General features: G+C 65.3%; 16 protein-coding genes. 2 read left to right on the top strand and 14 right to left on the bottom strand.

The genetic code is table 11. From position 1 onward, the window contains the following. Positions 1 to 96: 96 nt before the first annotated feature. The 6 genes from A3Q7_RS0110230 to A3Q7_RS19755 form a co-directional block, all read right to left on the bottom strand. Complete coding sequence (locus tag A3Q7_RS0110230; RefSeq protein ID WP_018411777.1) at positions 97 to 8940, bottom strand: GH36-type glycosyl hydrolase domain-containing protein; 8844 nt, start codon at positions 8938 to 8940, stop codon at positions 97 to 99. Between the two features lie 109 nt (positions 8941 to 9049). Further along, entirely contained in the window at positions 9050 to 9364 is a 315-nt protein-coding gene (locus tag A3Q7_RS0110235) for a BON domain-containing protein (protein ID WP_026224697.1), read from the bottom strand. A 303-nt stretch (positions 9365 to 9667) separates the two neighbouring features. Next, positions 9668 to 12022, bottom strand: coding sequence for a phosphoketolase family protein (locus A3Q7_RS0110240; RefSeq protein WP_018411779.1), 2355 nt, complete (start codon positions 12020 to 12022; stop codon positions 9668 to 9670). A gap of 123 nt (positions 12023 to 12145) precedes the next feature. Then, entirely contained in the window at positions 12146 to 12469 is a 324-nt protein-coding gene (locus tag A3Q7_RS19750; protein WP_077231350.1) for a glycine zipper domain-containing protein, read from the bottom strand. Positions 12470 to 12516: 47 nt separating this feature from the next. Beyond that, positions 12517 to 12678 carry a DUF1328 domain-containing protein gene (locus tag A3Q7_RS0110250; RefSeq protein WP_026224698.1) on the bottom strand — a complete coding sequence of 54 codons (162 nt, stop codon included), beginning with the start codon at positions 12676 to 12678 and terminating at the stop codon, positions 12517 to 12519. A gap of 305 nt (positions 12679 to 12983) precedes the next feature. Beyond that, positions 12984 to 13238: a hypothetical protein gene (locus tag A3Q7_RS19755; RefSeq protein ID WP_018411782.1), complete on the bottom strand. Its 255-nt coding sequence runs from the start codon at positions 13236 to 13238 to the stop codon at positions 12984 to 12986. A 380-nt stretch (positions 13239 to 13618) separates the two neighbouring features. On the opposite strand from A3Q7_RS19755, the gene A3Q7_RS19760 reads away from it, so the two are divergent. After that, entirely contained in the window at positions 13619 to 14404 is a 786-nt protein-coding gene (locus A3Q7_RS19760; RefSeq protein ID WP_232417917.1) for a Crp/Fnr family transcriptional regulator, read from the top strand. Between the two features lie 476 nt (positions 14405 to 14880). Here A3Q7_RS19760 and rplS read toward each other — a convergent pair whose 3' ends face one another. The 7 genes from rplS to pyrF all read right to left on the bottom strand — a co-directional run bounded on the left by rplS (position 14881) and on the right by pyrF (position 20727). After that, a complete protein-coding gene (gene rplS, locus A3Q7_RS0110265) occupies positions 14881 to 15258 on the bottom strand; it encodes a 50S ribosomal protein L19 (RefSeq protein WP_026224699.1) in 378 nt (125 codons plus the stop codon). Between the two features lie 142 nt (positions 15259 to 15400). Next, a complete protein-coding gene (trmD, locus tag A3Q7_RS19765; protein ID WP_018411785.1) occupies positions 15401 to 16150 on the bottom strand; it encodes a tRNA (guanosine(37)-N1)-methyltransferase TrmD in 750 nt (249 codons plus the stop codon). After that, positions 16144 to 16668, bottom strand: a complete 525-nt coding sequence (gene rimM / locus A3Q7_RS0110275; protein ID WP_018411786.1) for a ribosome maturation factor RimM — start codon at positions 16666 to 16668, stop codon at positions 16144 to 16146. The genes trmD and rimM overlap by 7 nt, the downstream gene beginning before the upstream one ends. A gap of 11 nt (positions 16669 to 16679) precedes the next feature. Next, positions 16680 to 16925, bottom strand: a complete 246-nt coding sequence (gene rpsP / locus A3Q7_RS0110280; protein WP_018411787.1) for a 30S ribosomal protein S16 — start codon at positions 16923 to 16925, stop codon at positions 16680 to 16682. A gap of 77 nt (positions 16926 to 17002) precedes the next feature. Beyond that, entirely contained in the window at positions 17003 to 18925 is a 1923-nt protein-coding gene (locus A3Q7_RS0110285) for a hybrid sensor histidine kinase/response regulator (RefSeq protein WP_018411788.1), read from the bottom strand. Continuing rightward, on the bottom strand, positions 18922 to 19614 hold the full coding sequence (locus A3Q7_RS0110290; protein ID WP_232417920.1) for an ABC transporter substrate-binding protein: 693 nt from the start codon (positions 19612 to 19614) through the stop codon (positions 18922 to 18924). The genes A3Q7_RS0110285 and A3Q7_RS0110290 overlap by 4 nt, the downstream gene beginning before the upstream one ends. A gap of 372 nt (positions 19615 to 19986) precedes the next feature. Continuing rightward, positions 19987 to 20727: an orotidine-5'-phosphate decarboxylase gene (gene pyrF / locus A3Q7_RS0110295; protein ID WP_026224701.1), complete on the bottom strand. Its 741-nt coding sequence runs from the start codon at positions 20725 to 20727 to the stop codon at positions 19987 to 19989. 262 nt (positions 20728 to 20989) lie between these two features. Here pyrF and A3Q7_RS0110300 point away from each other — a divergent pair, with 262 nt between their 5' ends. Beyond that, a complete protein-coding gene (locus A3Q7_RS0110300; RefSeq protein WP_051079130.1) occupies positions 20990 to 22516 on the top strand; it encodes a hypothetical protein in 1527 nt (508 codons plus the stop codon). Positions 22517 to 22597: 81 nt separating this feature from the next. Here the strand turns inward: A3Q7_RS0110300 and A3Q7_RS0110305 are convergent, their stop codons facing one another. Then, the gene (locus tag A3Q7_RS0110305; protein WP_018411792.1) at positions 22598 to 23419 is read right to left on the bottom strand and encodes a YhjD/YihY/BrkB family envelope integrity protein; all 822 of its coding nucleotides are present in this window, start codon (positions 23417 to 23419) and stop codon (positions 22598 to 22600) included. Positions 23420 to 23514 lie beyond the last annotated feature (95 nt).

The raw sequence follows: 23514 nt of genomic DNA on the forward strand, positions 1-23514 counted from the left end.
CCTGCGAAATCGCCGGTGCATGACACGAAGATTAGGACTTCGTGTGCGAAGGGTCGGTACGCTGTCGTACATAGATGCGACATGCCGACGGACGGGTCAGCCCGGCAGGCTCACCTCGACGCGGTGGGGCTGCCGGTCGTCGACCAGCACCACCGCGCCGTCCCGACAGTAGGCGCCATCCAGCGTGACCAGGCTGTCCGGCCGCTCGCGGTCTGCCACCGAGCGCTCCACCACGATGTGGTACGAGGTTTCGCCGAAGCGGTAATCGATGACGAAGTCGCGCCACTCCGGCGGCATGCAGGGCCGGATGCGCAGCGTGTCGCCCGTGCGTGTGAAACCGAGCAGTGATTCGAGCAGGAGCCGGTACATCCAGCCAGCGGAGCCGGAGTACCAGCTCCAGCCACCACGCCCGGTGTGCGGAGCAGCCGCGCAGACATCGGCCGCCATGACATAGGGCTCGACGCGATAGACTGCCATCGCTTCCGGTGACAGCGCGTGATTCACCGGATTGATCATGTCGGCCAGCGTCCAGGCACGCTCGCCATCCCCCAGTTCCGCAAAGGCCATCGCCGCCCAGACGGCCGCCTGAGTGTACTGGCCGCCGTTCTCGCGTACCCCTGGCACATAACCACGTATATAGCCAGGATTGAGGCCACCCGCGTCGAACGGCGGATCAAGCAACTGGACCAGTGCATCGGCGCGGCGTACCAGGCGGGCTTCAAGAGACTGCATGGCAAGCCGCGCTCTGCCCATGTCGCCCTCGTTCGCGCCGGACAATACCGACCAGCTCTGCGCAATCGAATCGATGCTGCATTCCGCATTCGTCGCCGAGCCCAGCGGAGTGCCATCGTCGAACCAGGCACGACGGTACCAGGCACCATCCCAGGCGTGCGCTTCGATCATGCGAAGCAGGCGTGCTCGCTCGACCGCGCACAGATCGGCCATCACACTGTCCCCCCGTGTCTGCGCAAGAACGGCAAACTGTCGCAGAATCTGACACAGGAAGAAGCCCAGCCAGACGCTCTCGCCGCGCCCCTTGATGCCGACGCGGTTCATTCCGTCATTCCAGTCGCCTGAGCCCATCAGCGGCAGTCCGTGCTTGCCTGAACGCAGTCCGTGCCGAATGGCGCGAACACAGTGCTCGTACAAGCTGGCCGTTGCGGTCGCTGGTGCAGGCAGGTCGTAATAGGCATCATCCTCCGGGTGAACAGGACGACCTTCTATGAAGGGCACCTCCTCATCCAGCACCGCAATGTCGCCGCTGGCCTCCACATATCGACATACGGCGGATGGCATCCAAAGGTAGTCGTCCGAACAGCGCGTGCGTACCCCACGACCGGACGGTGGATGCCACCAGTGCTGCACATCGCCCTCTACGAACTGCCTGCTGGCGCACAGCAGCAGATGCGCGCGCACCGCCTGAGGCTCCGCGTGCACCAGAGCCATCATGTCCTGCAACTGATCGCGGAAACCGAATGCACCACCAGACTGATAGAAGCCACTGCGCGCCCAGACACGGCATGCCAGCGTCTGGTAGATCAGCCAGCCGTTGGTCAGCAGGTCGAGAGCCTGATCGGATGTACGCACCTGCAAGGTACCCAGCGTGCGATTCCAGCGCGCGCGTACCGCATCCAGCGCCGCGTGGGCGGCAGCGCTACCGCGGAAGCGCTGCATCTGAAGGCCGGCATCCTCCTGGTTGTGCCCGCTACCGAGGCGGAACACGATTTCGCGCGTCTGCCCGTCGTCCAGATCGAAACCGACCTGGATTGCGGCGCACGGATCCAGGCCGGCGCCGACCCGACCAGACAGGCGCTGTCGCCGCATGGCGGCGGGCGAGCGCAAGCTGCCATTGCGACCAATGAACTCGGTGCGATCGGCGGTTACCGTACGCGAGGGATCATCGACATCGAAGAAGGCAACCCGCTCGCCGAACTCCGTGCCGTACGAGTTGCGCGCGCAGACCGCACCGCTGCGCAGCGCCATGTCGGTAACCACGTGCATGCCGGACTTTGCCCGCAAATCGCCCAGAACCCATTCCACATAGCCGGTTGCCGAAAGGCTGCGTGCTCGACCGGACACATTGCGGACGCGGAGCAGCGAGAACTTGACCGGCGCGTCGATAGCTACGAATACCCACAGCTCCGAGTGAATACCATCATGATCGGTCTCGAAAACGCTGTACCCGAAGCCATGGCGCACGGTGAAGGCACTCGACCCACGCACCGGAAAAGGTGCAGGCGACCAGAAGCAGCCACTCTCTTCGTCGCGCAGATAGAACGCCTCGCCACCGGCATCACTGACCGGGTCGTTGCACCAGGGCGACAGACGGAACTCGTGCGCGTTGTCACACCAGGTGTAGGCACTGCCGCTCTCGGATACCACGGTGCCGAAGTGAGGATTGGCCAGTACGTTCACCCAAGGCACCGGCGTGACCTGTCCCGGCGCCAGTGAAACGATGTACTCCCGGCCATCGCCCGAAAACCCGCCCAGGCCATTGAAATGCGACCGCCCCGCGGCATCCGCCGGGCCACGGTCGGGCGTTGCAGTCTCGGGGGGGACGGCGACCCGCGCGATGAAGCATGGCACTCTGACGGGCAAGATGGGTCGCCGTTCGATCTGCTCGACCAATGACCCTCTGCCATCGGATACGACGATGCGCGCAACCGACAGCAGCAGCCCCCGGTCCTCGCCCGATATCTGCTCGGCCTGACGGACGAAGATGCCGCCCGGCCGATCGATCACGCTGGCTTCCATGCCGGAGGCAATCAGCCCAGCAATCCGCTCCTGCAGCATCTGCCGGTAGCCGGCGTGATCCTCGTTCCAGATCACAAGATCGACCGCCAGCCCCTTCAGTCGCCAGTAGGCGTGCGCCTGAACCATCTGGCGCACGAGGTCGATATTGGCGGCATCGGCAATCTGCAGAAGCACGATGGGCAAGTCACCGGATATGGCGTACCCCCACAGCCCGGACTGCCCGCGCCGGTTGCGCATCATCACCGCCGGATCGGCGCGCAGCGTGGGGTTGGCGAACAGCACCGAAGCAGCGAGGCGCGCATACAGCTGCGCCTCGGCTTCGGTGGCGTTTAGCTGGCGCAGCACCACCTGCCCGTGCGTCCACGTCAGATCGACCACGCGGTCGGACAAATGGCGGTCGAGATACTTGTCGACCAGTCCCAGCGCAACGTCACGGCTGTCCGCCACACCGGTCACGATATCCAGCGTGACCGACTGACCAGCGTCCAGCGCAAGCACGCTGCGTATGGCCACCACCGGATCGAGTACGGCGCCATCGGTACCAGAAAGCGTCGCCGTGTCCATCGCCAGTGCATCGGCGCAGGTCCGGGTGCGGCCGATGAAGCGCATGCGGTCGGTTTCGCACGACACCTGCTCAGCATCGACGCCATGCACCGCCATCAGGTGCAGCATCCACGGCACCGGCTCGCCGTCCGAGCGCGGCCGCCGGGTGCACAGGATGACCGGGCGGTCGCGCAGGATCTCCGTCTGCACGAAAAGATTGCTGAATGCCGGATGCAACGCGTCTGAGGCTGCCGGCGCGATCACCACTTCGGCATAGCTGGTGACGTCGATGCGCCGACGCGTCGACGTCCGGTTGGTGACACGCACGCGGCGCAGTTCGATGTCGTCCTCGGGCGACACCACGATTTCGGTATGCGTCTCGAACTCGCCGTCGCCATCGGCGCTGGCGTCGCGGCGGCGGAATTCGGCGCGGCCTTCGGAAAATATCGCCTCGTAGGACAGTGCGCGCCCCTGCACCGGCTGGTGCGCGGCAGACCACATGTTCGGCGCGCCGCCAGCGACGTCCAGCTCTCGCAGATAACAGAAACTGCCGCGGTCGTCGCAGGTGCCGTCCTCGCGCCAGCGCGTGACCGCCAGATCCTTCCACCGGCTGTAACCGCCGCCGGCCTGGGTCACCATGACGTGATAACGGCCGTTGGACAGCAGTTGCACTTCGGGTATCGACGTGTCCGGTGTGTCGAAGGCGCGAATCGGTGTTTGCGATGCCAGCGACGTCGAGCGCAGCGCATGCAGCTGAGCCGTATGCTTGAACAGCGCGGAGGCCTTGGGAATGCGTTCGTGCAGAAGAAGCATGACCGACTGGAAGAGTCGGTCGGATGCGAAACGCCGTTGCATCGGACGGTCGAGCAACAGCGAAGCCAGCGCAAGCAGGCTCATGCCCTGGTGGTGCGCCATGAAGGCACGCACGACGACGCGCGTCTGACCGCGCCGTTGGCGGGCCGGCGTGTAATCGATGGCCTCGAAGAAGCCGTAGCGCCCGACGAATCCCTCTCTGGCCATGCGCTGCAGGTTGGTGCAGGCTTCATCCGGCGCTACCAGCAAGGCGAGCACCGATGCATAGGGCGCGACCACCAGATCGTCGGCCAGACCGCGCTTGAGGCCCAGGCCCGGTACACCGAAGGCGCGGTACTGGTAGTTCAGATGCGCGTCGACCGTGTTGTAGCCGGACTCCGATATGCCCCAGGGCACGCCTTGCTGCCGTCCATACTCGATCTGCCGCGCCACCGCGGCGCGGCAGGTCTGGTCGAGCAGCGTGCCGTCGAAGGACGGCATCACCAGCATCGGCATCAGGTACTCGAACATCGATCCGCTCCAGGACAGCAGCACCGGCTCGCCGCCCGCAGACGTGAGCAGACGTCCGAGTGCGAACCACGCCTGCTGCGGCAACTGTCCCTGGGCGATGGCGACGAAGCTGCACAGGCGCGACTCGGACGCCAGCAGGTCGTAGTAGCTGCTGTCGGCGCGACGCTCCTGCACGTTGTAGCCGATGGTCAGCAAATGACGCGAGGAGTCGTACAGAAAGTCATAATCCATGCGGGCTAGACTGGCCGCCTGCGTGGCCAGCGCAGCGAGCTGCGCCAGTCGCTCGCGCGCCCGGCGGCTGCCCTCGCCAAGATGGTGCTGCAGCGCGTCCAGCCAGGCTCGTTGTTCCGCCGAACACTCGTATTCATCCAATTGCGTACGGGCGGAAAGCCTGTGCCGGATGCCCGCGCCGAGCGCGTGATCCATGCCGGCCAGCGCTGACAGCGTCGGCATCGCCTCAAGCAGCGGCGACATATCCATCAGGCAGCCTGCCGGGTGCGGCATCGAAATCCAGGGCGTCAGCAGCGCAAGTTCGTCGAGGGCGTCGGCGCACTGGCGGCGCATCGCTGCAGCCCACGTCGCGGCCTCGGACGTAACGGCATCACTGCCCGGCGCAAGCGGCAGGTCCAGCTCGCCGATCAGCACCTGCAGGCGTCGCAGGGCGGCGGCGACGGCGATCAGGCTGTCCGGCGGCGCAACGCACAGCGCCTGCAGTTCGCCGCGCAGCACGGTCACTCGCCGTGCCGCGTCGACCTCGACCGCTTCGGCGAGCAGCGCCGCGGTGTCGTCAAGACCGGCGAACAGCCGGACCGGCAGCAGCGGCTGATCGGCCATCGCTGCGAAGCCGGCGCGCAGCGTCAGCAGATGGCCGGCCAGATTGCCGCTGTCGACCGACGACACGTAGAGCGGCGGCATGGGCAACAGCGTCTGCGTGTCGTACCAGTTGTAGAAGTGGCCGCGGTACCGTTCCAGCCCCGCCATCGTGCGCAACGTCGATGCGCTGCGTTCCAGCATCGGTCCGGCGCACAGATAGCCGAAGTCCCAGGCCGACAGGTTGGCCAGCAGCGCCAGCCCCATATTCGTCGGCGAGGTGCGGTGGGCGATGGCAGCGACGCGGTACTCCTGGTAGTTGTCCGGCGGCAGCCCGTGGTCCTCGCTGCCGACCAGGTTGTCGAAGTAGGCCCAGGTGCGGCGCGCCAGGCCACGCAGGAAATCGGTCTGTGCCGCCGACAGCCGCACGGCGCGGCGTCTGAGCGGCTGGCTTACCCACCAGGCGATCGCCGGCGAGCTGGCCCAGAGCAGGAGCACCGGTGCGGCGGCCAGCAGCAACTGCGGCACGGCGACGCCCAGGTGCAGCGCGGTCGTTGCCGCCAGCGCCGGCCCTATCCACATTGCCTTCAGGTGGCCTGCGCGTGTGCTGTGCAACGCCGCTTGGCGATCCACCTCGCCGGACGGATTCCATTCCAGCAGGCGCCGGTGCGACACCCGCATGCGCCACAGCGTGCGCGTGATCGCGTCCATGCTGTAGAGCGCCTGATGCGGCAGGCAGGCCAGTTCGAAAGCGGCCAGCCGGAGGTGGCGCAGCGCAGCGCGTCCGACCATGGACAGATGCTGGTGCAGCAGCACGTCGGAAGGTTTCCGCAGCAGATCGGTCAGACTCGCGCACAGCGCCGGCAGCAGCACGACGGCGAGCGCCGCGGCGGTCCACATCCAGGCGGAGGACAGCAGCGTCCAGCCGAGCAGCAGCATCAGCACGAGCGACAGTGGCACCAGGCTGCGGCGCAGATTGTCGAAGAGCTTCCATTGCGCCAGCAGCGACAGCGGGTTGGACTGCAGGCGTGTTCCTTCCGCGGCGTCGCAAAGGCACATGCAGGGCACGCGGCGCTTCAGCCAGCCGGCAAGCTGCCAGTCGCCGCGTATCCAGCGGTGCCGGCGTGCGACGTCGGCGCCGTACTGCGCCGGATGGTCCTCGAACAGCTGTACGTCGCTGAGCAGCCCGGCGCGTGCGTAACAGCCTTCCAGCAGGTCATGACTGAGGATGCGGTTCGGCACGAAGCGCCCGCCGAGCGACTGTTCGAAGGCATCGACGTCGTAGATGCCCTTGCCGATGAAGGAGCCTTCGCCGAACACGTCCTGATAGACGTCGGACACCGCCCGCGTGTACGGATCGATGCCCGGCTCGCCGCCATGCATGCGCGCGAAGCGCGACCGGCGAGCAGCCGGGAGGCTGGTCACCACCCGCGGCTGCAGGATGCCGTAGCCCTCGACCACGCGTCGCTTCACCGGGTCGTAGCGCGGCCGGTTCAGCGGATGGGCCATGGCGCCGACCAACTGGCGGGCGGCGTCGCGCGGCAGCTGGGTGTCGGTATCCAGCGTGATCACATAGGTCACGTCGCGCAGCGGCGAGGTATTGCCGACGACCAGCGAGAACACCTCGCCGTCCTGTTCGGGCAAGCGGCCACGCAGCAGCGCATTCAGCTCCGACAGCTTGCCGCGCTTTCGTTCGTAGCCCATCCAGACGCCCTGCTGCGGATTCCAGCGCCGTGCGCGGTGGAACAGGAAGAAGCGGTCGCCGCTCAGCGTTGCACACGCGTCGCCATACTTCTCGTTCAGTTCCTCGATCCGCATGCGCGCCAATGCCAGCAGGGCATCATCGCCCGACTGCGTGGCCACCGGCGCGTCGGCAAAATCGGTGAGCAGCCCGAAGTGCAGGCGCGGGTCGCGGTTGGCGAGAAAGCGCACCTCCAGCGCTTCCACCAGCGATTCGACGGCCGCCTCGCCGGTGATCATCGTCGGCACCACGACCAGCGTGCGGGCACCCTCTTCCACCCCCGCCGAATAATCCATGCGCGGCAGCGGGTGCGCCGTCACCAGCAGTGTCACCAGCCAGTTCACCAGCGAAAGTGCGAGCTGACTCACGCCCGGCAGCAATAGCAGTCCGAGTGCGTAAAGCGCCAGTCCGCCCGCCCAGCCGGGCACGCGATCGAGCGGCACACCGGCCAGCAGCCAGGCTTCGACCAGCGCGGTCAGCATCGCAATGCTGCCAAGATAGGGCAACAGAGGCACGCGATCGAAGGCGCGGCTCAACGCGCTGGCGACCGACGGACGAATACCGAGTGCGCGCTCCAGTTCAGGCAGTCCGCGGTCCACCAGGTAGAAGCCGACGTGACCGATGCGCCCGGGCTGGATCGCGGCACCGGCGCTCGCCAGTTCGAGCGCCTTCAGGGCGACCTCGCTCTCGCTCACGCCGCCGCGTCGCGCGATGGCTTCGGCGGCATGGCGGTAGTGATCGCGGCTGCAGAAATCCATCCGGCCGTAGATGTCGTCCGGGTCCCGACGCAGGATCTGCTCGACCACGCTGAGGCTTTCGACGAAATCGCGCCAGTCTGCAGCCCCGAGCACGCGCAGGCTGCCGATGCTGTTGCTGATCGACAGCTGGTCGGCTGCCTGCTGCTGGTTCTCCTGCTGCACGAGCTGTTCGATCGTCAGCGCGGACTCGGACAGATACTGTTCGATCCAGGTCAGCGGCAGCGCCAGCGCCGGGCCGCGCCCCTGCAGCCTGCGCGCCAGTTCGGCAACGAAGGCGCCCACCATGGGCGGTTTCGAATGCGCCATGTCGGCAATTACGAGGATCAGTCCAGCCGGGTTGCGCTCGACCGCCTCCGTCATGCGGTCGGCCCAGACGCCGGCCAGCGTGCGCTGATTCCAGCAGGCGGCCACGTGCGCGCCCACCCGGCGCAGATTCTCGATCAGCGCAAGACGCAGCATGATGGGCACCGCCCACAGCTCGCCTATCGTCAGCGGCGATACCGTCTGGTAGGCGGCCACGAAGCGGCCCAGACTTTCGGTGTCGACGCGACCGTCGCCGTGCGCCACGGCGGCCATTGCGATGTCATACACGCGCGGATGCCCGGCCGACGGGCCGCGCGCGAGGCGCGGCAGTTCGCGGCTGTAGCCCTTGGGCAGATGCCGCTCGGCCGCGCGGATGTGCTCTTCGATCAGGTAGAAATTGTCGAGCAGCCAGTCGGCCGCCGGCGTGATGCGCCGGCTTTCGGTCGCTGCCTCGGCCAGCAGAGCGCTGACGCCGGCGAGCTCGACCTCGTTCTCGGCCAGTCGCGCCAGCAGCCGGTCCGGCAGGCGAGCGGCAGTCAGTGTGTGCGAAGCGGCCAGTTCCTTGCCGTGCTGCGCCATCTGTTCGGCGCTGAGCAAGCCACCGCGCAGCGGCGTTTCGTCGTCGGGCGCGCGCTCAACGCGCCGCGCATCGTGGCGACGTCGTCTCCGTGCGCGCCATCGCGCGCCGGCAGACAGCAGGGCACTCACGGCTGAGACCTTCCGCTGGCCGCAACGGCGCCCGCACGTGCGGGCTGAAGTGTGTATCCGGCCCCCGGCCGGACCCTGTTCGCGCCTACGGGCTGCGGTGGGCGACCACTCACTTGATGCGCATGTCGTTCTTGACCGACTTCACACCACCGACTGCGCGCGTCACCGCGACAGCCTTGTCCATCATGACCCGCGTACTGACGAAGCCGCTCAGCTGCACGACACCCTTGAAGGTCTCGACGTTGATCTCTGCCACCTTCAACACCGGGTCATTAAGGATGGCCGCCTTCACCTTGGTCGTGATGACCGTGTCGTCGACATATTCGCCTGTACCCTCCTGCTTCGCGGTGGATGCGCAACCGCCCGCGGTCAAGAGAGCCACGGCAAGGATGACTGCGGAGAGGTATTTGCCCGGTTGTTTCATGATGGAAATCTCCTGATGAGGCATGGGGACGATGTCCTGACGGGACACCATAGAGAGGACTTGGCACCTTGCAGCGCCGGTGCGGCACAAGGCGCCGGCAAACTGCAGGCCCGCACCGGCGCTCAGCTCGACTGATGCGAACATCATCAACAAGGCCCTTCTGCCGCAACGGATCCGGAGGAATCCGACACAGCACGAAAAGAATAGCGAGTGGCTGCACATGGGTATGTACGGCAGCGCACGCAACATGTTTTCAGGCGGAGGACGAGCACTGAGCCCGGTGGCGCCCGGGCTGGCGGAGGCTCAGGCGGCTGGCGGCGTCGGCCATTGCCAGTTGCGTATCTCCGGCATGTCTTCGCCATAATCGAGGATGTACTGGCGGTGGGCGTTCAGACGGTCGCGCATGCGCTGCTTGATGTGCGCGGCCTGCGGCTGCAGCATCGGCACGCGGCTGGCGACGTCCATGACAAGGTGGAAGCGGTCGAGCATGTTCAGCACCACCATGTCGAAGGGCGTGGTCGTGGTGCCCTCCTCCTTGTAGCCGCGCACATGAAGGTTGCCGTGGTTGCTCCGCCGGTAGGTCAAGCGGTGGATCAGCCACGGGTAGCCGTGATACGCGAACAGGATGGGAACGTCGGGCCGGAACAGCGACACGAACTCGTCGTCCGACAGGCCGTGCGGATGCTCCTCGCGCGGCTGCAGCGTCATCAGGTCGACCACGTTGATGAAGCGCACCTTGACCGTCGGAGCCAAGCCGCGCAAGAGGTCGATGGCGGCCAGCATCTCCAGCGTCGGTACGTCCCCCGAAGCGGCGAGCACCACGTCAGGCTCGCCCGCGCTGTCGCTGCACGCCCACTCCCACATGCCGATGCCGGCCTTGGCGTGATCGATGGCTGCCTCCATCGACAGCCACTGCCGTTCCGGATGCTTGCCGGCAACGATCACGTTCACCCGGTCACGGCTGCGCAGGCAGACGTCGGTCACGCAGAGCAGCGTATTGGCGTCCGGCGGCAGATAGACGCGGATGATGTCGGCCTTCTTGTTCACCACGTGATCGATGAAGCCGGGATCCTGATGCGAAAAGCCGTTGTGGTCCTGCCGCCAGACGTGCGAGGTGAGCAGGATGTTGAGCGAGGCGACCGGGCGGCGCCACGGTATGCCGCGGCACACCTTTAGCCACTTGGCGTGCTGGTTGAACATCGAATCGACGATGTGGATGAAGGCTTCGTAGCAGCTGAACAGGCCGTGCCGTCCGCTCAGCAGATAGCCCTCGAGCCAGCCCTGGCAGGCGTGCTCCGACAGCATTTCCATCACCCGGCCATCAGGCGCGAGATGGTCGTCGGCATCGAAGCGCTGTGCCATCCAGGTGCGACCGGTAACCTCGAATACGGCCCCCAGCCGGTTGGACGCGGTCTCGTCCGGACCGAACAGGCGGAAGCTGTGCGGGTTGTCGCGCATCACATCACGCAGGAAGCAGCCCATCACCCGCGTCGCCTCGGCCACTACCGCGCCAGGCGCCGGCACGTCGATCGCGTGGCTGCGGAAATCCGGCAGGCGCAGATCGCGCAAAAGGGTGCCACCGTTGGCGTGTGGATTGGCGCCCATGCGGCGCGTACCATGCGGTGCCAGTGCGAGCAGTTCCGGTCGGGGCACGCCATTGGCATCGAACAGTTCCTCCGGCCGGTAGGACTGCATCCACTGTTCCAGCAGGCGCAGGTGCTGCGGATTGTCCATGTCGCCGAAGGGCACCTGGTGCGAGCGCCAGCTGCCCTCGGTCTTCAGGCCATCGACCGCCTTCGGGCCGGTCCACCCCTTGGGCGAGCGCAGCACGATCATCGGCCACAGCGGCCGGCTCATGTAGGTGCCCTGGCGCGCCCGATGCTGGATGTCGCGGATGGCCGCAATCGCCTTGCCGATCGCCGCTGCCATCAGACCGTGCATCTGTACCGGATCGTCCCCCTCGACAAAGATGGGTGCGTGACCGTAGCCGGTGAGCAGGCTCTCCAGTTCGGCTTGACTGATGCGGGCGAGTATGGTCGGGCTGGCAATCTTGTATCCGTTCAGGTGCAGAACGGGCAGCACGGCGCCGTCGGTGCGTGGATTCAGGAATTTGTTCGAGTGCCACGAGGTAGCCAGCGGCCCGGTTTCGGCTTCGCCATCGCCAACCACGCAGCAGGCGATCAGGTCCGGGTTGTCGAACACCGCGCCATAGGCGTGCAGCAGCGCGTAGCCGAGTTCGCCGCCTTCGTGGATGGAACCGGGCGTCTCCGGTGCTGCATGGCTCGGGATGCCGCCAGGGAACGAGAACTGGCGGAACAGGCGGCGCATGCCGTCAGCGTCCTGCGTCACATCGGGATAGACCGTGCTGTAGCTGCCCTCGAGCCAGGTATTGGCGACCACCGCTGGACCGCCATGACCGGGGCCGGCGATGAAGATCATGTCGAGGTCGTGGTGACGGATCGCCCGGTTCATGTGGGCGTAGATGAAGTTCAGCCCAGGCGTCGTCCCCCAGTGTCCGAGCAGTCTGGGCTTGATGTGCGCACGAAGCAGCGGTTGCCGCAGCAAGGGATTGTCAAGCAGATAGATCTGCCCGACCGCCAGGTAATTGGCTGCGCGCCACCACGCGTCAAGCGCGTTCAGGCCATCGGGGTCAAGCACTGCCGAAGGCCCGGACTCGTCCGCTCTCGTCTTTGCGGATTCGAGGTCACTACGCGCCGCGCAATTAGCCGGTGCCTCGCGATAGGCCGCCGCCCGGACCCGTCCGAATGGGTTGGAAATGGTTCAGCGCCGCCGGAAGAGGAGGGCCGCAACCAGTCCGGCCGCAGCGGCGATCACCATAGCCTTCCATGGATTCTCGCTGACATAGGCATGGGTGGCAGTTGCAGCGTGACGCACGCCTTCACCGGCGGCCACGCGCGCATCGCGCACCTGCGCCCTCGCGTTGCGCAGGCCCGCTTCCATATTTGCGCGTGCAAGCGCGAGTTCGGCCTCCACGGCACGTACGGCAGTTCCCGCACCATCGACAGCCTGTGCCTGCCAGCCCTTCACCTTCTCATCCTTCACGGTATCGGACGGAGCACTTTCAGATTTGGGCTCAATAGTCATCAGGCATCCTTTCTAGGGGTCATTCAGCCGCGCAGTCGCAGCGAGGATCAGCGTCGCAGGAGCCCCGCGACGAGTGTGCCAACGAAAACAACAAGGAAAACGAAGAACAGTATCCTGGCGATTTCGGTCGCGCCGTCCGCAATGCCGCCGAAACCCAGTACCGCCGCAATCAGGGCGATGACGAAGAACAGGACAGACCATCTCAACATCACGTTCTCCCTTGCAAACATGGAGCAGTTCAGCATCGGATCGCCCACCGGTTGCCTGTCTGGAGACATGGCGGCGGGATGACAAGGTCGTCGCCGCGCAATCTGCCTGCCACGGACAACCGGATGCCATCGTGTGCTCTGAACACGCGCCCGTCTGTACGCCACCGTACCGATGTGTCGCGACATGGATGCCGGCCGGCCAACCATCATCAGTGCAGCATCAGCGTGATCACCAAGCCACAGTCGATCGAAAGGGCGCCGCATGGCTTCGGAAACCGGCACGAGACGGGTGGGTCGCACCGAGATTACTTTGCCGAAGATTCCTGCATCTTCTCCCCCGCCTTCTCGAGGCTCTCGCCAGCCTTCCGCCGGGCCTCGTCCATGCTTTCGCCTGCCTGATCTGTCACACGCTTTACATCACGCGCAGCCTCTTCGACCGCCTGGTCGCCCTGCTTTCCCGCACGCTCCATCACCCCCTCCTGTTTCTGGCAACCCGCCAGCGCAGCGAAGCAGGCTGCCGCGACCCATCCGTGCGTGAACCATCCGGATTCTTTCCTCATTTTGGACTCCCGTCGTTGCATGCATGCCATGAACCTTCACCGCACAACCTTCCGCAGCCTCATCGGCCCATGGCTTCACAGCCGTCATGGTCCAATGGACAGGCCTTGCGGCGCGGATGAAGGAGTCGAGCGATACGCTGATTCGCGCGGCCGCCATGCCGGATCAGCCGGAGGCCATAGAATCCTCGGCACGATCGGCAGCAGCAAACCGGCATGAGCTGGGCGCTCTCAGCCTTTCCTGCGCTCCGGAAACAGCATGTCCGTGCAGCCCGCCTTCGTCTGTCTGCTGCCGCACCGAAGGTACAGCCCGATCGTCAGCGCAGCCGCTGACGAACTGTGTGCGCTACCGTCCCGACAGTAGCGTGGTGGAGCGGGCATGCTTGGCTTCACTCGAATCACCCAACGTCAGGAAAGCCGCCGTGCCCGTTCGATCGAGCGCCATAGTGAGCAACGAATTCATCACGGCATTGCCACGCGCACAAGGATTGCGACTTCTGGCGGGTTGCCACGAGGTCGTCTTGATGCCGGAAGACGTCCTGTCCGAATCGGGTCAGCGTGTGCGTCAGGTTCACTTTCCGATCGACAGCATCATTTCCCTGACGATCTCAGCCGACGCAGGCACACGCATCGAAGTCGGGCTGGTGGGAAATGAAGGCCTGCTCGGCGCGACCTTGCTTCTTGGTGTCGGCATCACGCCACTGCATGCGCGGGTTCAGGGTGGTGGCATGGCCCTTTGCATGGACGCCCGCCTGTTCTGCAGGGAACTGGGCGCAATGCCAGCGCTGCAGCGCGCTCTCGGACGCTACATTTACGCAACCATGGCGCAACTGGCACTGGCCGCCGCCTGCCCCCGCTGCCACGCCGTCAAGGCGCGCGTGGCACGGCGGCTGCTGATGACACAGGACCGGACACATTCCCCTCGCGTCCAACTCACCCATGCACTCCTCGCCGATGCATTGGGAGTGCGCCGCGTAGGCGTGACGCATGCAGCGATCGCCCTGCAGACGGAGGGACTGATCAGTTATCGGCGCGGCAGCATCACGGTACTGGATCGAAAGGGTCTGGAGGCTGCGTCTTGCAGCTGCTATGCCGCAAATAGTGCTGTCTGGAACAGCGTGATGGGCGGCGGGCGCAGCCGGCATCGGCCGGTTCCGCCGATGCGCTGAACGTCATTCGCGCACGGCACGATCAGTGCGTGGCAACACCGGTTGAGGGGGCCGTCCGTCGAAACCTCGACCTCGAACACCCGGCGCCATGCAACCCATGGCGACCAGAACCGGCGGTTGGCGCACGCAGGAAGCTCGCCGCATCACGAGACCGGTTCTTAATCTTCCTGCGCCATCGATATGCGGGCGGGCTCGCGTGCGCATCGGGGAAGGCGATTGTGTTCGTGGTCGGGAGGGCGGCGCGGCATTCTCTGCGCTCACACCGCGACAGAACTGGCGCCGCACGTGAGTCACACGCACAGGGCCATCCGTCATTCCGGGAAGGTGTCTCGTCGCACTGCGGGGCCGATGTCCCGCTGCTCTGAGGCCGTCATGCATGCGGCTTCGCGCTTACAGGCGGCCGGATGGACCGGAAAGGAAGGGGGCAATGCGCACTTGCCGGCGACAGCCGCCGGCAAGTGCGGAGGCGGCTGCTGTCAAGCAGACTGCTGAACGACACGCTTGGCCAGCTTTTCCTTGATGCGCGCGGACTTGCCGGAACGCTCGCGCAGGTAATACAGCTTGGCGCGGCGCACGTCACCGCGACGCTTCACTTCGATCGATGCGATCAGCGGCGAATAGGTCTGGAAAGTACGTTCCACGCCTTCACCGCTGGAAATCTTGCGCACGATGAAGTTGGAATTGAGGCCACGGTTGCGCTTGGCAATGACGACGCCTTCATAGGCCTGGACGCGCTTGCGATCACCTTCGACCACATTCACGTTCACGACGACGGTGTCACCCGGCGCGAAGTCGGGAATGTTCTTGCCGAGGCGGGCGATTTCTTCCTGCTCGAGCTGCTGGATCAGATTCATTTGAAGCTCCTGTTTCAGTGGCATTGCCTTGCCGCAGAGCACGATGAACCGTGATGCGGACGTTTATCCGGAATCGGGACGTGATGCTTGCATCGTGTCCGCGATCCTTGTTGTGGTACTTCTCTGCCGAGATGAACCCTTGCTACGACTGCTTCAATTTCGCTGCACCTCCCGCCGTGGCCAGCAGATCAGGCCGGCGTTCATGCGTCAGGCGCAGCGACTGCTCGGTCCGCCAGCGGCGGATACGGGCATGATCACCCGACAGCAGCACTTCCGGCACCGGCCTGTTGTCCCAGACCTCCGGCCGCGTGTAGTGCGGGCAATCGAGCAGGCCGCCGACGAATGAATCCTCGACGGCCGAATTCGAATCATTCAAGGCACCCGGCAACTGCCGGATGACCGCGTCCATCAGTGCCATCGCCGGCAACTCGCCGCCCGACAGAACGAAATCTCCAAGCGACACTTCCAGATCGACCTCACGATCGATCAGTCGCTGATCCATGCCTTCATAGCGGCCGCACAGCAACACCAGCACACTTTCCGAAACCAGCTCCATCACCCGGAGGTGGTTCAGACGCTCACCTGCCGGGGAGAAATGCACCACCCTGACCGGAGTGGCATGACGCGCCCGACAACTGGCGATCGCCTGCGCCAGCGGTTCGGCCATCATGACCATCCCGGGACCGCCGCCGTAAGGCCTGTCATCGACCGTCCGGTGGGCATCGCCGGCGAAATCCCGCGGATTGGTATGCCGGACCGCCCACAAGCCCCGTTCGAGTGCGCGCCGAGTGATGCCGCTGCGCTCGATCGCGGCGAACATTTCCGGAAACAGCGAAATCACCTCGAAGGTGATCTGCGGGTTCTCGGGTGTATCCGCCACCTCGTTCACCACTGGAAATCCCAGTCCACGCTGAGCCTGCCAGCCTCCTGGTCGACCGTCTTGACGACTGCCGACACGAAGGGGATGAGCCGTTCCACCGCTTTGTCGGTCCCCGCGACGGCATCGCGGACAACCAGCACATCGTTGGCACCGGTTTCCATCAGGCGCTCAACCCGTCCCAGCCTCTGACCCTGCAGGTTGGTGACTTCGAGACCGACCAGGTCACCCCAGTAATACTCGCCTTCGCCCGTGTCGGGCAGATCCTGCTTCGGCACGGCGAGGTAAAACCCCACAAGGGCTTCCGCTGCCGTCCGGTCCGGGTAGCCCCTGAACCTGATGACCGGCCCCTTGGTCTGCAACTTGAAACCATCGGGCTCGAGCAACGACCACCTTGTCGCCGGCGCGTCGGCCTCACGACTGGCATACCAGTGCTCGATCACTTTCCACGTCTGCGGATCGTCACCGAAGACCTGGATGTGCAACCAGCCCTGCACCCCGAAAGGAGCGGCAATGCGCCCCAGAACAACCATGGAACGACAGATCAGGCGGCGGGCTTCTGCTTGACCAGACGCGCGACGGTCGGGCTGAGCTGCGCACCGACGCTTTGCCAGTAAGCCAGACGCTCGGCATTGACCGACAGCGAGGTCGTGCCTTCCGGAGCCACCGGATTGTAGTAGCCGACACGCTCGATGAAACGACCGTCGCGGCGGTTGCGCGAATCGGTAGCGATGATGTTGAAGAACGGGCGCTTCTTGGCACCCCCACGCGCAAGGCGGATGACGACCATTACACTTCCTTCAAAACGAGGAAAACCAGCGACTTTAGCGAAAACCCCCGGCAATCGCAAGCCATTGCGGCCAAAGTTCAGCCGACCGCATTCCGATGCCTCTGCGCAACCTGCTGCACAAGGGCCCGCAGACGTGCCGGGCGGACCGGCTTGTGCAGCACCGGATAACCGCGCGCCGCGGCAAGCCGCCGGACCAGGGGGTCGGTGTCGCCTGTCACCAGGGCCGCGGCCACCTCCCCGGTCTGCTCCGCGAGCAGCGCATCCAGCACATCGATGCCGCTTGCGACCGCAGCAAGCCGGAAATCACACAGGATGAGTGCAGGCGACCTGTCGTGCTGCCGGATCACGTCGCGAGCTTCGGACAACGAAGCCGAACACATGACCTCACAGCCCCAGGACTCCAGCAAGCCGGAAATGCCGGCACGCGATCCTGCGTCGTCGTCGATCACCACGACCGTCAGCGTCAGCACCTCGTCGGCTGCCTCGCTCTCGGTGTCAGGAACCGCATCCACCGGCTCTCTCACGACAGGCACACGCAGCGCGAACACCGACCCCTCTCCGGGTCGCGAGCGGATGGTCACATCATGGCCGAGCAATTGGGTCAGTCTCTTCACGATGGCGAGCCCCAATCCAAGACCTTGCCCTCTTGCACGGGCGGGATTCTGCAACTGGTAGAACTCTTCGAAGATCATGTCGTGCGCTTCGGCCGGGATTCCCGGCCCGGAATCCCGCACTTCGATGTCCACATGGTCTCCCCGGCGACGGGCCGCCACCAGCACGCTACCTCGCTGCGTGTAGCGCACTGCGTTGGACAGAAGGTTGATCATGATCCGTTCGAGCAGCACCGGATCGGATTCGACCCATAGCGAAGTGGGACGCAATTTGAGACGCAAGCCGCGCTGCACCGCATCCACGTTGAAATCGTCGACCAGGCGGGACAGCATGGGCTGCAGCGCGAACTCGGAGCGGCGCGCCGTGACACCACCGGCGTCAAGCTTGGACATATCAAGCAGGGCATCGAGCAGGTCCTCCATGGCCCCCACCGACTCCTCGATCTGACGTATCAGGCGGCGGTGCTCCGATCCGCGCAACCGTTCCGCCAGTTCAGCCACGAACAATCCAAGCGCATGCATGGGCTGACGCAGATCGTGACTTGCCGCCGCAAGAAAGCGTGACTTCGCGTGATTTGCACGCTCCGCCTCGTCGGTGCGTGTGCGCAACTGTCGCGTCGCATCGGCGATACGGGCTTCCATTTCATCGCGTGATCGCATCAGGCGCTCCGCCATCGCATTCACGCCTTCGACCAGGACTCGCAACGAACCGCCGCCCGAGTGCGATACGCGCACGCCCAGATCACCCTCGCCGATGCGGCGAACGGCGCGCGACACTTCGCGCACCGGGCGGGTAACCGTGCTGCTGATGCGGATGGCGAACAGGCTGGCGACCAGCATTGCGCCAGCGGCGAACAGTGCACTCGACACGATGAAATCGCGTTTGAGGGCATCGACCCGCTGGCGCGACACCTCGACCAGAACCCAGCCCGCCGGTCGACGATCGGTCGCCAACTCGCCCAATCCGTCGAACATGTCCTCTTCGAGTACGGCACTGCGCGCAATGGGTTCGACGAACATGAGCGAATGGTCCAGTTCGAATACCGACAGCGAAGGCGGGCGCTCTCCCGGCAGATAGGCCGGCGGGCTCAGATGGCCACCCGAAACGACGAGATCGCCATCCCGGCTCGAAATCATGATGCCGCTGATATCGGGCTCACGCCGCGCCGCTTCGATGAGCATGACCAACGCCTCTGTATTGCCGGAGAACACGCCGTAATCAGCGGTCGCGGCAACCTGGCGAGCGGTCGCACGCCCTCTTTCCAGCAGTGTGTTTTCCAACTCCGACAGGCGGTGCAACACCACCCATATGCTGGCTGCGATGCCGAACACGAGCATGGGTGCCAACGCCACGAGCAGCACGCGCTGCCGGATTCCCCAGCGCTTCATGGCATCTGCTCCTGACGGATGAGCCGGTCGCGGAGCAGGTCGCCATCATCCATCTTCAGTCCCAGCGAGCGCGCCACATGAGCGTTCACGCTGACGGTGAAATGTCTGGGGTGCTGCGGGTGTGGCCAGCTTCGGTCCCGCATCCACTGCGTTACCGCGTCCGCAGTCTGGCGTGCGATCTGATCAGGGGAGGAATACAGAGACATGACCGCCCCGGCTCGCGCATAGGCGGACGAAAAGCCGACCACCGGTACACGAGCGCGGAACGATGTCAGAAGCAGATTGCGCACGGTACCGGCGTTATGGATTTGCGGGTCGGGGAGCGCAAGGAACACGTCCGCCTTCTCCAGCACCTGTGCAAGCACCGGAAAAAGGGCCGGCTCACCTGAAAAAGTGCCGACGGAAAGCTGCAGCGGTGTCGCCGACACGGCGCTTCGCAAGGGCTGCAATTTGTCGACGGCGGCGGCATCGACAACCACCCCGACCCGCCGTGCCGCCGGAAGCGCCATGCGTATCAGTGCCAGCTGCCGCGAAAACGGCTGATCGATATAAATCGCCGACCAGCGTCGGGACGGGTCGGCCGCGATCGACTCGAATGCAGCCTGGGGCACCAGCACACCCAGGACCGGAACCGAAACGTCAGTCTGACCAAGCACCCGCAATGCGCCCGCACCCGCCGCGATCACCATGTCATGCCCGGACACATCGCCCGGAGAAAACTCGGCACGCGTTGCGACCGTGAGCGAAAAACCGCCGCGCGAACTCCGCTCGGTCTTGAGCGCTTCGGCAAACTCGTTGTAGGCGCCGCCGGCCTCGCTGAGCAAGAGCAGCACGGAAGCGGCCCCGGCGGAGGCGGGAAAGAAGGCGCACAGAAGCGACAGGACGCCCGCCAGGCAACAGCAGCCCAGCCGGCGCAGCGCGGATCGTGAGGATTGGAAAGACACGAGCACTCGCTCGGGACCCATCCGGTCGGAAGTTAGGGCAGGCCAGTATGCCCGACGTCGAAACGTCGCATCATCATCCGAAGGGCTGAGGCCGGCGGCGATACGCCTTTACAGTCTTTACACTGCGCGGCCCAGTGCCTCGGCGATCTGCTTCTGCATGGCCCAGGCCGCCGCGACCGGATCGACAGCGTTGCGTATCGGTCGGCCCACCACCAGGTAGTCGGCGCCATTGGCCAGCGCCTGGGCAACATCGACGGTCCGCTTCTGATCGTCCACCGGCTTGTTTTCGACCGGGCGTATGCCCGGCGTCACGACCAGCAGGCGCTCACCCATTTCGGCACGGATGCGCGGCGCCTCCAGCCCGGACGACACGACGCCGTCGCAGCCGGCGGCCAGTGCGCGCCGGGCTCGTGACAACACCAGTGCATCGACGTCGCAGGCAAACCCGAGGTCATCGAGATCCCCGCGGTCAAGACTGGTCAGGACGGTGACCGCGAGTATCTTCACCGCCCCCTTGTCCAGGCCGGCCGCTTCCATGATGGCCTGGTTGCCGTGCACCGTGGCAAAGGCGGCACCGCTCGAGGAGAGCGCGCGCACGGCGGAGCGCACGGTTTCGGGAACATCGAAGAACTTCAGATCGACGAATACCTTCTTTCCACGCGCGACGAGCCAGTCCAGCAGGTCGAAATAGTTGCCGCTCATGAACAGCTCGAGTCCGATCTTGTAGAAGCGGACCGCGTCTCCGAGCTGGTCCACGATGGCCCTGGCCTGTTCGGCGGTTGGCACATCCAGAGCCACGATGAGGCGGTCGGCAGGTTCTATCTGCCGGGAAGCGGGGGGCGGGACGGAAGCGTTCATGGTGGATTCTTCTGGCTAGGAACATCAGGGTGCGCACCGGGTACGCGTGCATGCCCGCTTTCCGGACATTCATGCAGCCGCTCACGGCGACGGGTCCGCGCCCGGTCAACGCACTTCGCAAAGCGCGCAGTTTACCCGTGACGGTCGATGTTTGCCGCCGGTGAAGCCGGTGTGACGCAGGAATCGGATGTGAACACCTGGCAGGCACTAGAATCGACTCCGGACGCCAAGGCCGCCAAGACCATCCCGCCCCCCGACTTCCATGCCCACCGCATCCCCGGACTCCACTCCAGTCGCGCCCAAAGCCTTGGGCGGCGCGGCTCTGCAGTCGGTACTGGACTGGCTGAACACCCCGGCCACAGACGATGCCGGCGCACACGCACATGGGCTTGCCAGCCACCTGGCGCTGCTCGATACGGCTGTGCTCGATCCCGCGGCGCGCGCCCGCGTGCTCGACATCTTTCACGACCGCGCCCTCGCCTGCGCCCAGATGCTCAAACCCGATCTGGCCGCCAGCGGACTTCCTGTCGGCGAACAGACGTATCGTGCCGGCCTGTCACTGGCCGGCGTACTGATGCGGCTGGCTGCCGGCTATCTGGATGCGCTGCAGCTCAAGGCGGTACACAGGCCGCATCGTGCGGCAGGACATGCCATGCAGTGCCTGCTTGAGTCGTACACGCTGTGCGTGCTCATTGCCGCCGACGCAGTGCCGGGCACCTGGCGTACGGCATTGACATTGCTGGTTCATCAGCGCGCCATGGCAACCCCTCTCGCACAGTCCGCGGGCCGGGCCGATGCGGAACAGATGTTTCGACAGCTGCTTGCATTGACGCTGGCACAGCCGCCCCACCTGTCACCGCCGGAATTCTTCAATATCGGGGACTATGTGCGCGCCTACTCGGGAGCGGTCCAGATCCAGCATGCCCCGCCGCATCGAGACCTCGACTCCTGGTTCTGGCTGGACGACGGGCACGATGAGGGCCCCATACCCTTGCTGCGCGAGAAACCGGACCCGGAACGCGCCGGGCACATCCTGTACTGTTCTTGCCAGCGTCTCGGGCAGATGCTGGGGCACCATCTCGATCAGATCGACGCGGGAGGCACGGCGGCGGATCTGCATCTGCCGGCCTGCCTCGGTCAGCCGCGCACGCGCAGGCTCATGCGCGGCCTGCAGGCGCGCTGGATGGCCACGCCCCGCCGGCAGCATGCGCGTCGCGAACGGCAGGGCGCCTTGCGCATGCTGATCGGTCTCGACGCCATCTGGACGGTACTCGATCGCCGCGATGCGGCGATGGATTGGGAGCAACACACGACTGGATGGACACTGCTCAACGACAGCCCGAACGGCCTTGCCTTGCGCATGGACAGCGGGCCGACGGAATTGCTGCGCCCCGGTGTCCCGGTACTGATCAAGAATGCCGGCAGTCGTACCTGGATGATCTGCGTCGTGCGCTGGGCGCGCAGCAACCGCCATGGAGAGGTGGATGCCGGCGTCGAGCTGTTGAGCCATGGCGCCCAGGCGGCGACGGTGGTATTCAACCAGGGCGGGCGACGGGATGTGGTCCGCGCGCTGCGGCTGCCGCCACTGGCCAGCCTGCGCCCTCACCCGGCGCTGATGCTGCCGACAGGATGCGTCGGGTCGACGGATCTGATGATCGCGCATGTCGCGGGCGAACGCTTCCGCCTTGGCGAAGCGAGGCTTTCCATGCTTGACCTGCAGACGCCCGTTTTCGACCTGTACGAAATATCGGAGAACGGAAGCGGCGGACGCGGCCTGCCCGCGTCCTGATCGGGGCGGAATCCGGATCGGCTGAACATCGTGCCCCGGAAACGGCAGGCAAGGGAATGCGCAGGACAGCGGATACGGCGTTCACCGTCGCACCCCGTTTTCCTGCATTTCGGCGACGACCGCAGCACCATACAGCACCGTGCTCCACAGCAGATAGAGCCACAGCAGGAAAACCGGCAAGGTGGACAGCGCACCATATACATGCGCATAGGCGTGGAATTCGGCCACGTACAGACTGAGCGCCCTCTGCAGCAGCATGAGCAGCACTCCCGCCACCAGCGCACCGGTGAGCGCCGAAGTGGCGCTCACGGTGGTGCGCGGCAACAGACGGTAGAGCCAGAACAGGAAGGCGATGGTCACTGCAGCCGCCGCCATCCGGACCACCATGTACTTGAACCAGGCCGGCTCATCGACCGTGCCCAGCGACGCCGTCACGATGTAGACGCTCAGCGCTGCGGCAAGGCCCAGGGCGAGCGGAGCGATGACCGGCATGGTGAGGTAAAGCATGAGCGTACGCCGGAGCTTGCGCGCCGTAACACGCGACCACATGGCATTCATCGCATGGTCTGCAGTGCGTACCCAGATCCAGGCGCTCACCAGCAGCAACAGGAGTTCCGCGGAAGACAGCCGCCGCGCCTTGGCGACGAAGCGACCGGTATGGCGGATGATGGATGACCCCGTCGCGTCGGGCAGCAAGGCGCCTGTCAGATAGGCCTGCAAGGGCGCCCCGAACTGCAGCATGTCCGGAAACAGCGCCATCAACTGCCGCGCCAATACGACCAGTGGCACCAGCGCGAACAGCAGCGCAAATGCCAGGGCTGCCGCCGACTGTGCGGCACGACCTTCGCGGTGCCGCCGCGCCGCGCCGGACAAGAGTCGCCCGCAACGCAGCAGGGCATCCATCAGATGTCTGCGGGCGCGCTGGCGCGATGACGCTAAACTCCCGCCCTCGTAGTGCTGGAAATCCTGCATGAAAGGTGGCGACCCTCGCTTGAGTC

The organism is Methyloversatilis thermotolerans, from assembly GCF_000372885.1.
Classification (GTDB): domain Bacteria; phylum Pseudomonadota; class Gammaproteobacteria; order Burkholderiales; family Rhodocyclaceae; genus Methyloversatilis; species Methyloversatilis thermotolerans.

What these genes read in the sequence shown, in the direction of transcription:
- A3Q7_RS0110235 (WP_026224697.1), bottom strand. Translation starts at nt 9,364, where the DNA reads ATGAAACAACCGGGCAAATACCTCTCCGCAGTCATCCTTGCCGTGGCT.
- A3Q7_RS19750 (WP_077231350.1), bottom strand. Translation starts at nt 12,469, where the DNA reads ATGACTATTGAGCCCAAATCTGAAAGTGCTCCGTCCGATACCGTGAAG.
- A3Q7_RS0110250 (WP_026224698.1), bottom strand. Translation starts at nt 12,678, where the DNA reads ATGTTGAGATGGTCTGTCCTGTTCTTCGTCATCGCCCTGATTGCGGCG.
- A3Q7_RS19755 (WP_018411782.1), bottom strand. Translation starts at nt 13,238, where the DNA reads ATGAGGAAAGAATCCGGATGGTTCACGCACGGATGGGTCGCGGCAGCC.
- rplS (WP_026224699.1), bottom strand. Translation starts at nt 15,258, where the DNA reads ATGAATCTGATCCAGCAGCTCGAGCAGGAAGAAATCGCCCGCCTCGGC.
- rimM (WP_018411786.1), bottom strand. Translation starts at nt 16,668, where the DNA reads ATGGTTGTTCTGGGGCGCATTGCCGCTCCTTTCGGGGTGCAGGGCTGG.
- rpsP (WP_018411787.1), bottom strand. Translation starts at nt 16,925, where the DNA reads ATGGTCGTCATCCGCCTTGCGCGTGGGGGTGCCAAGAAGCGCCCGTTC.
- A3Q7_RS0110285 (WP_018411788.1), bottom strand. Translation starts at nt 18,925, where the DNA reads ATGAAGCGCTGGGGAATCCGGCAGCGCGTGCTGCTCGTGGCGTTGGCA.
- A3Q7_RS0110290 (WP_232417920.1), bottom strand. Translation starts at nt 19,614, where the DNA reads ATGGTGATCGCGGCGGGTGCGGGCGCATTGCGGGTGCTTGGTCAGACT.
- pyrF (WP_026224701.1), bottom strand. Translation starts at nt 20,727, where the DNA reads ATGAACGCTTCCGTCCCGCCCCCCGCTTCCCGGCAGATAGAACCTGCC.
- A3Q7_RS0110300 (WP_051079130.1), top strand. Translation starts at nt 20,990, where the DNA reads ATGCCCACCGCATCCCCGGACTCCACTCCAGTCGCGCCCAAAGCCTTG.
- A3Q7_RS0110305 (WP_018411792.1), bottom strand. Translation starts at nt 23,419, where the DNA reads ATGGATGCCCTGCTGCGTTGCGGGCGACTCTTGTCCGGCGCGGCGCGG.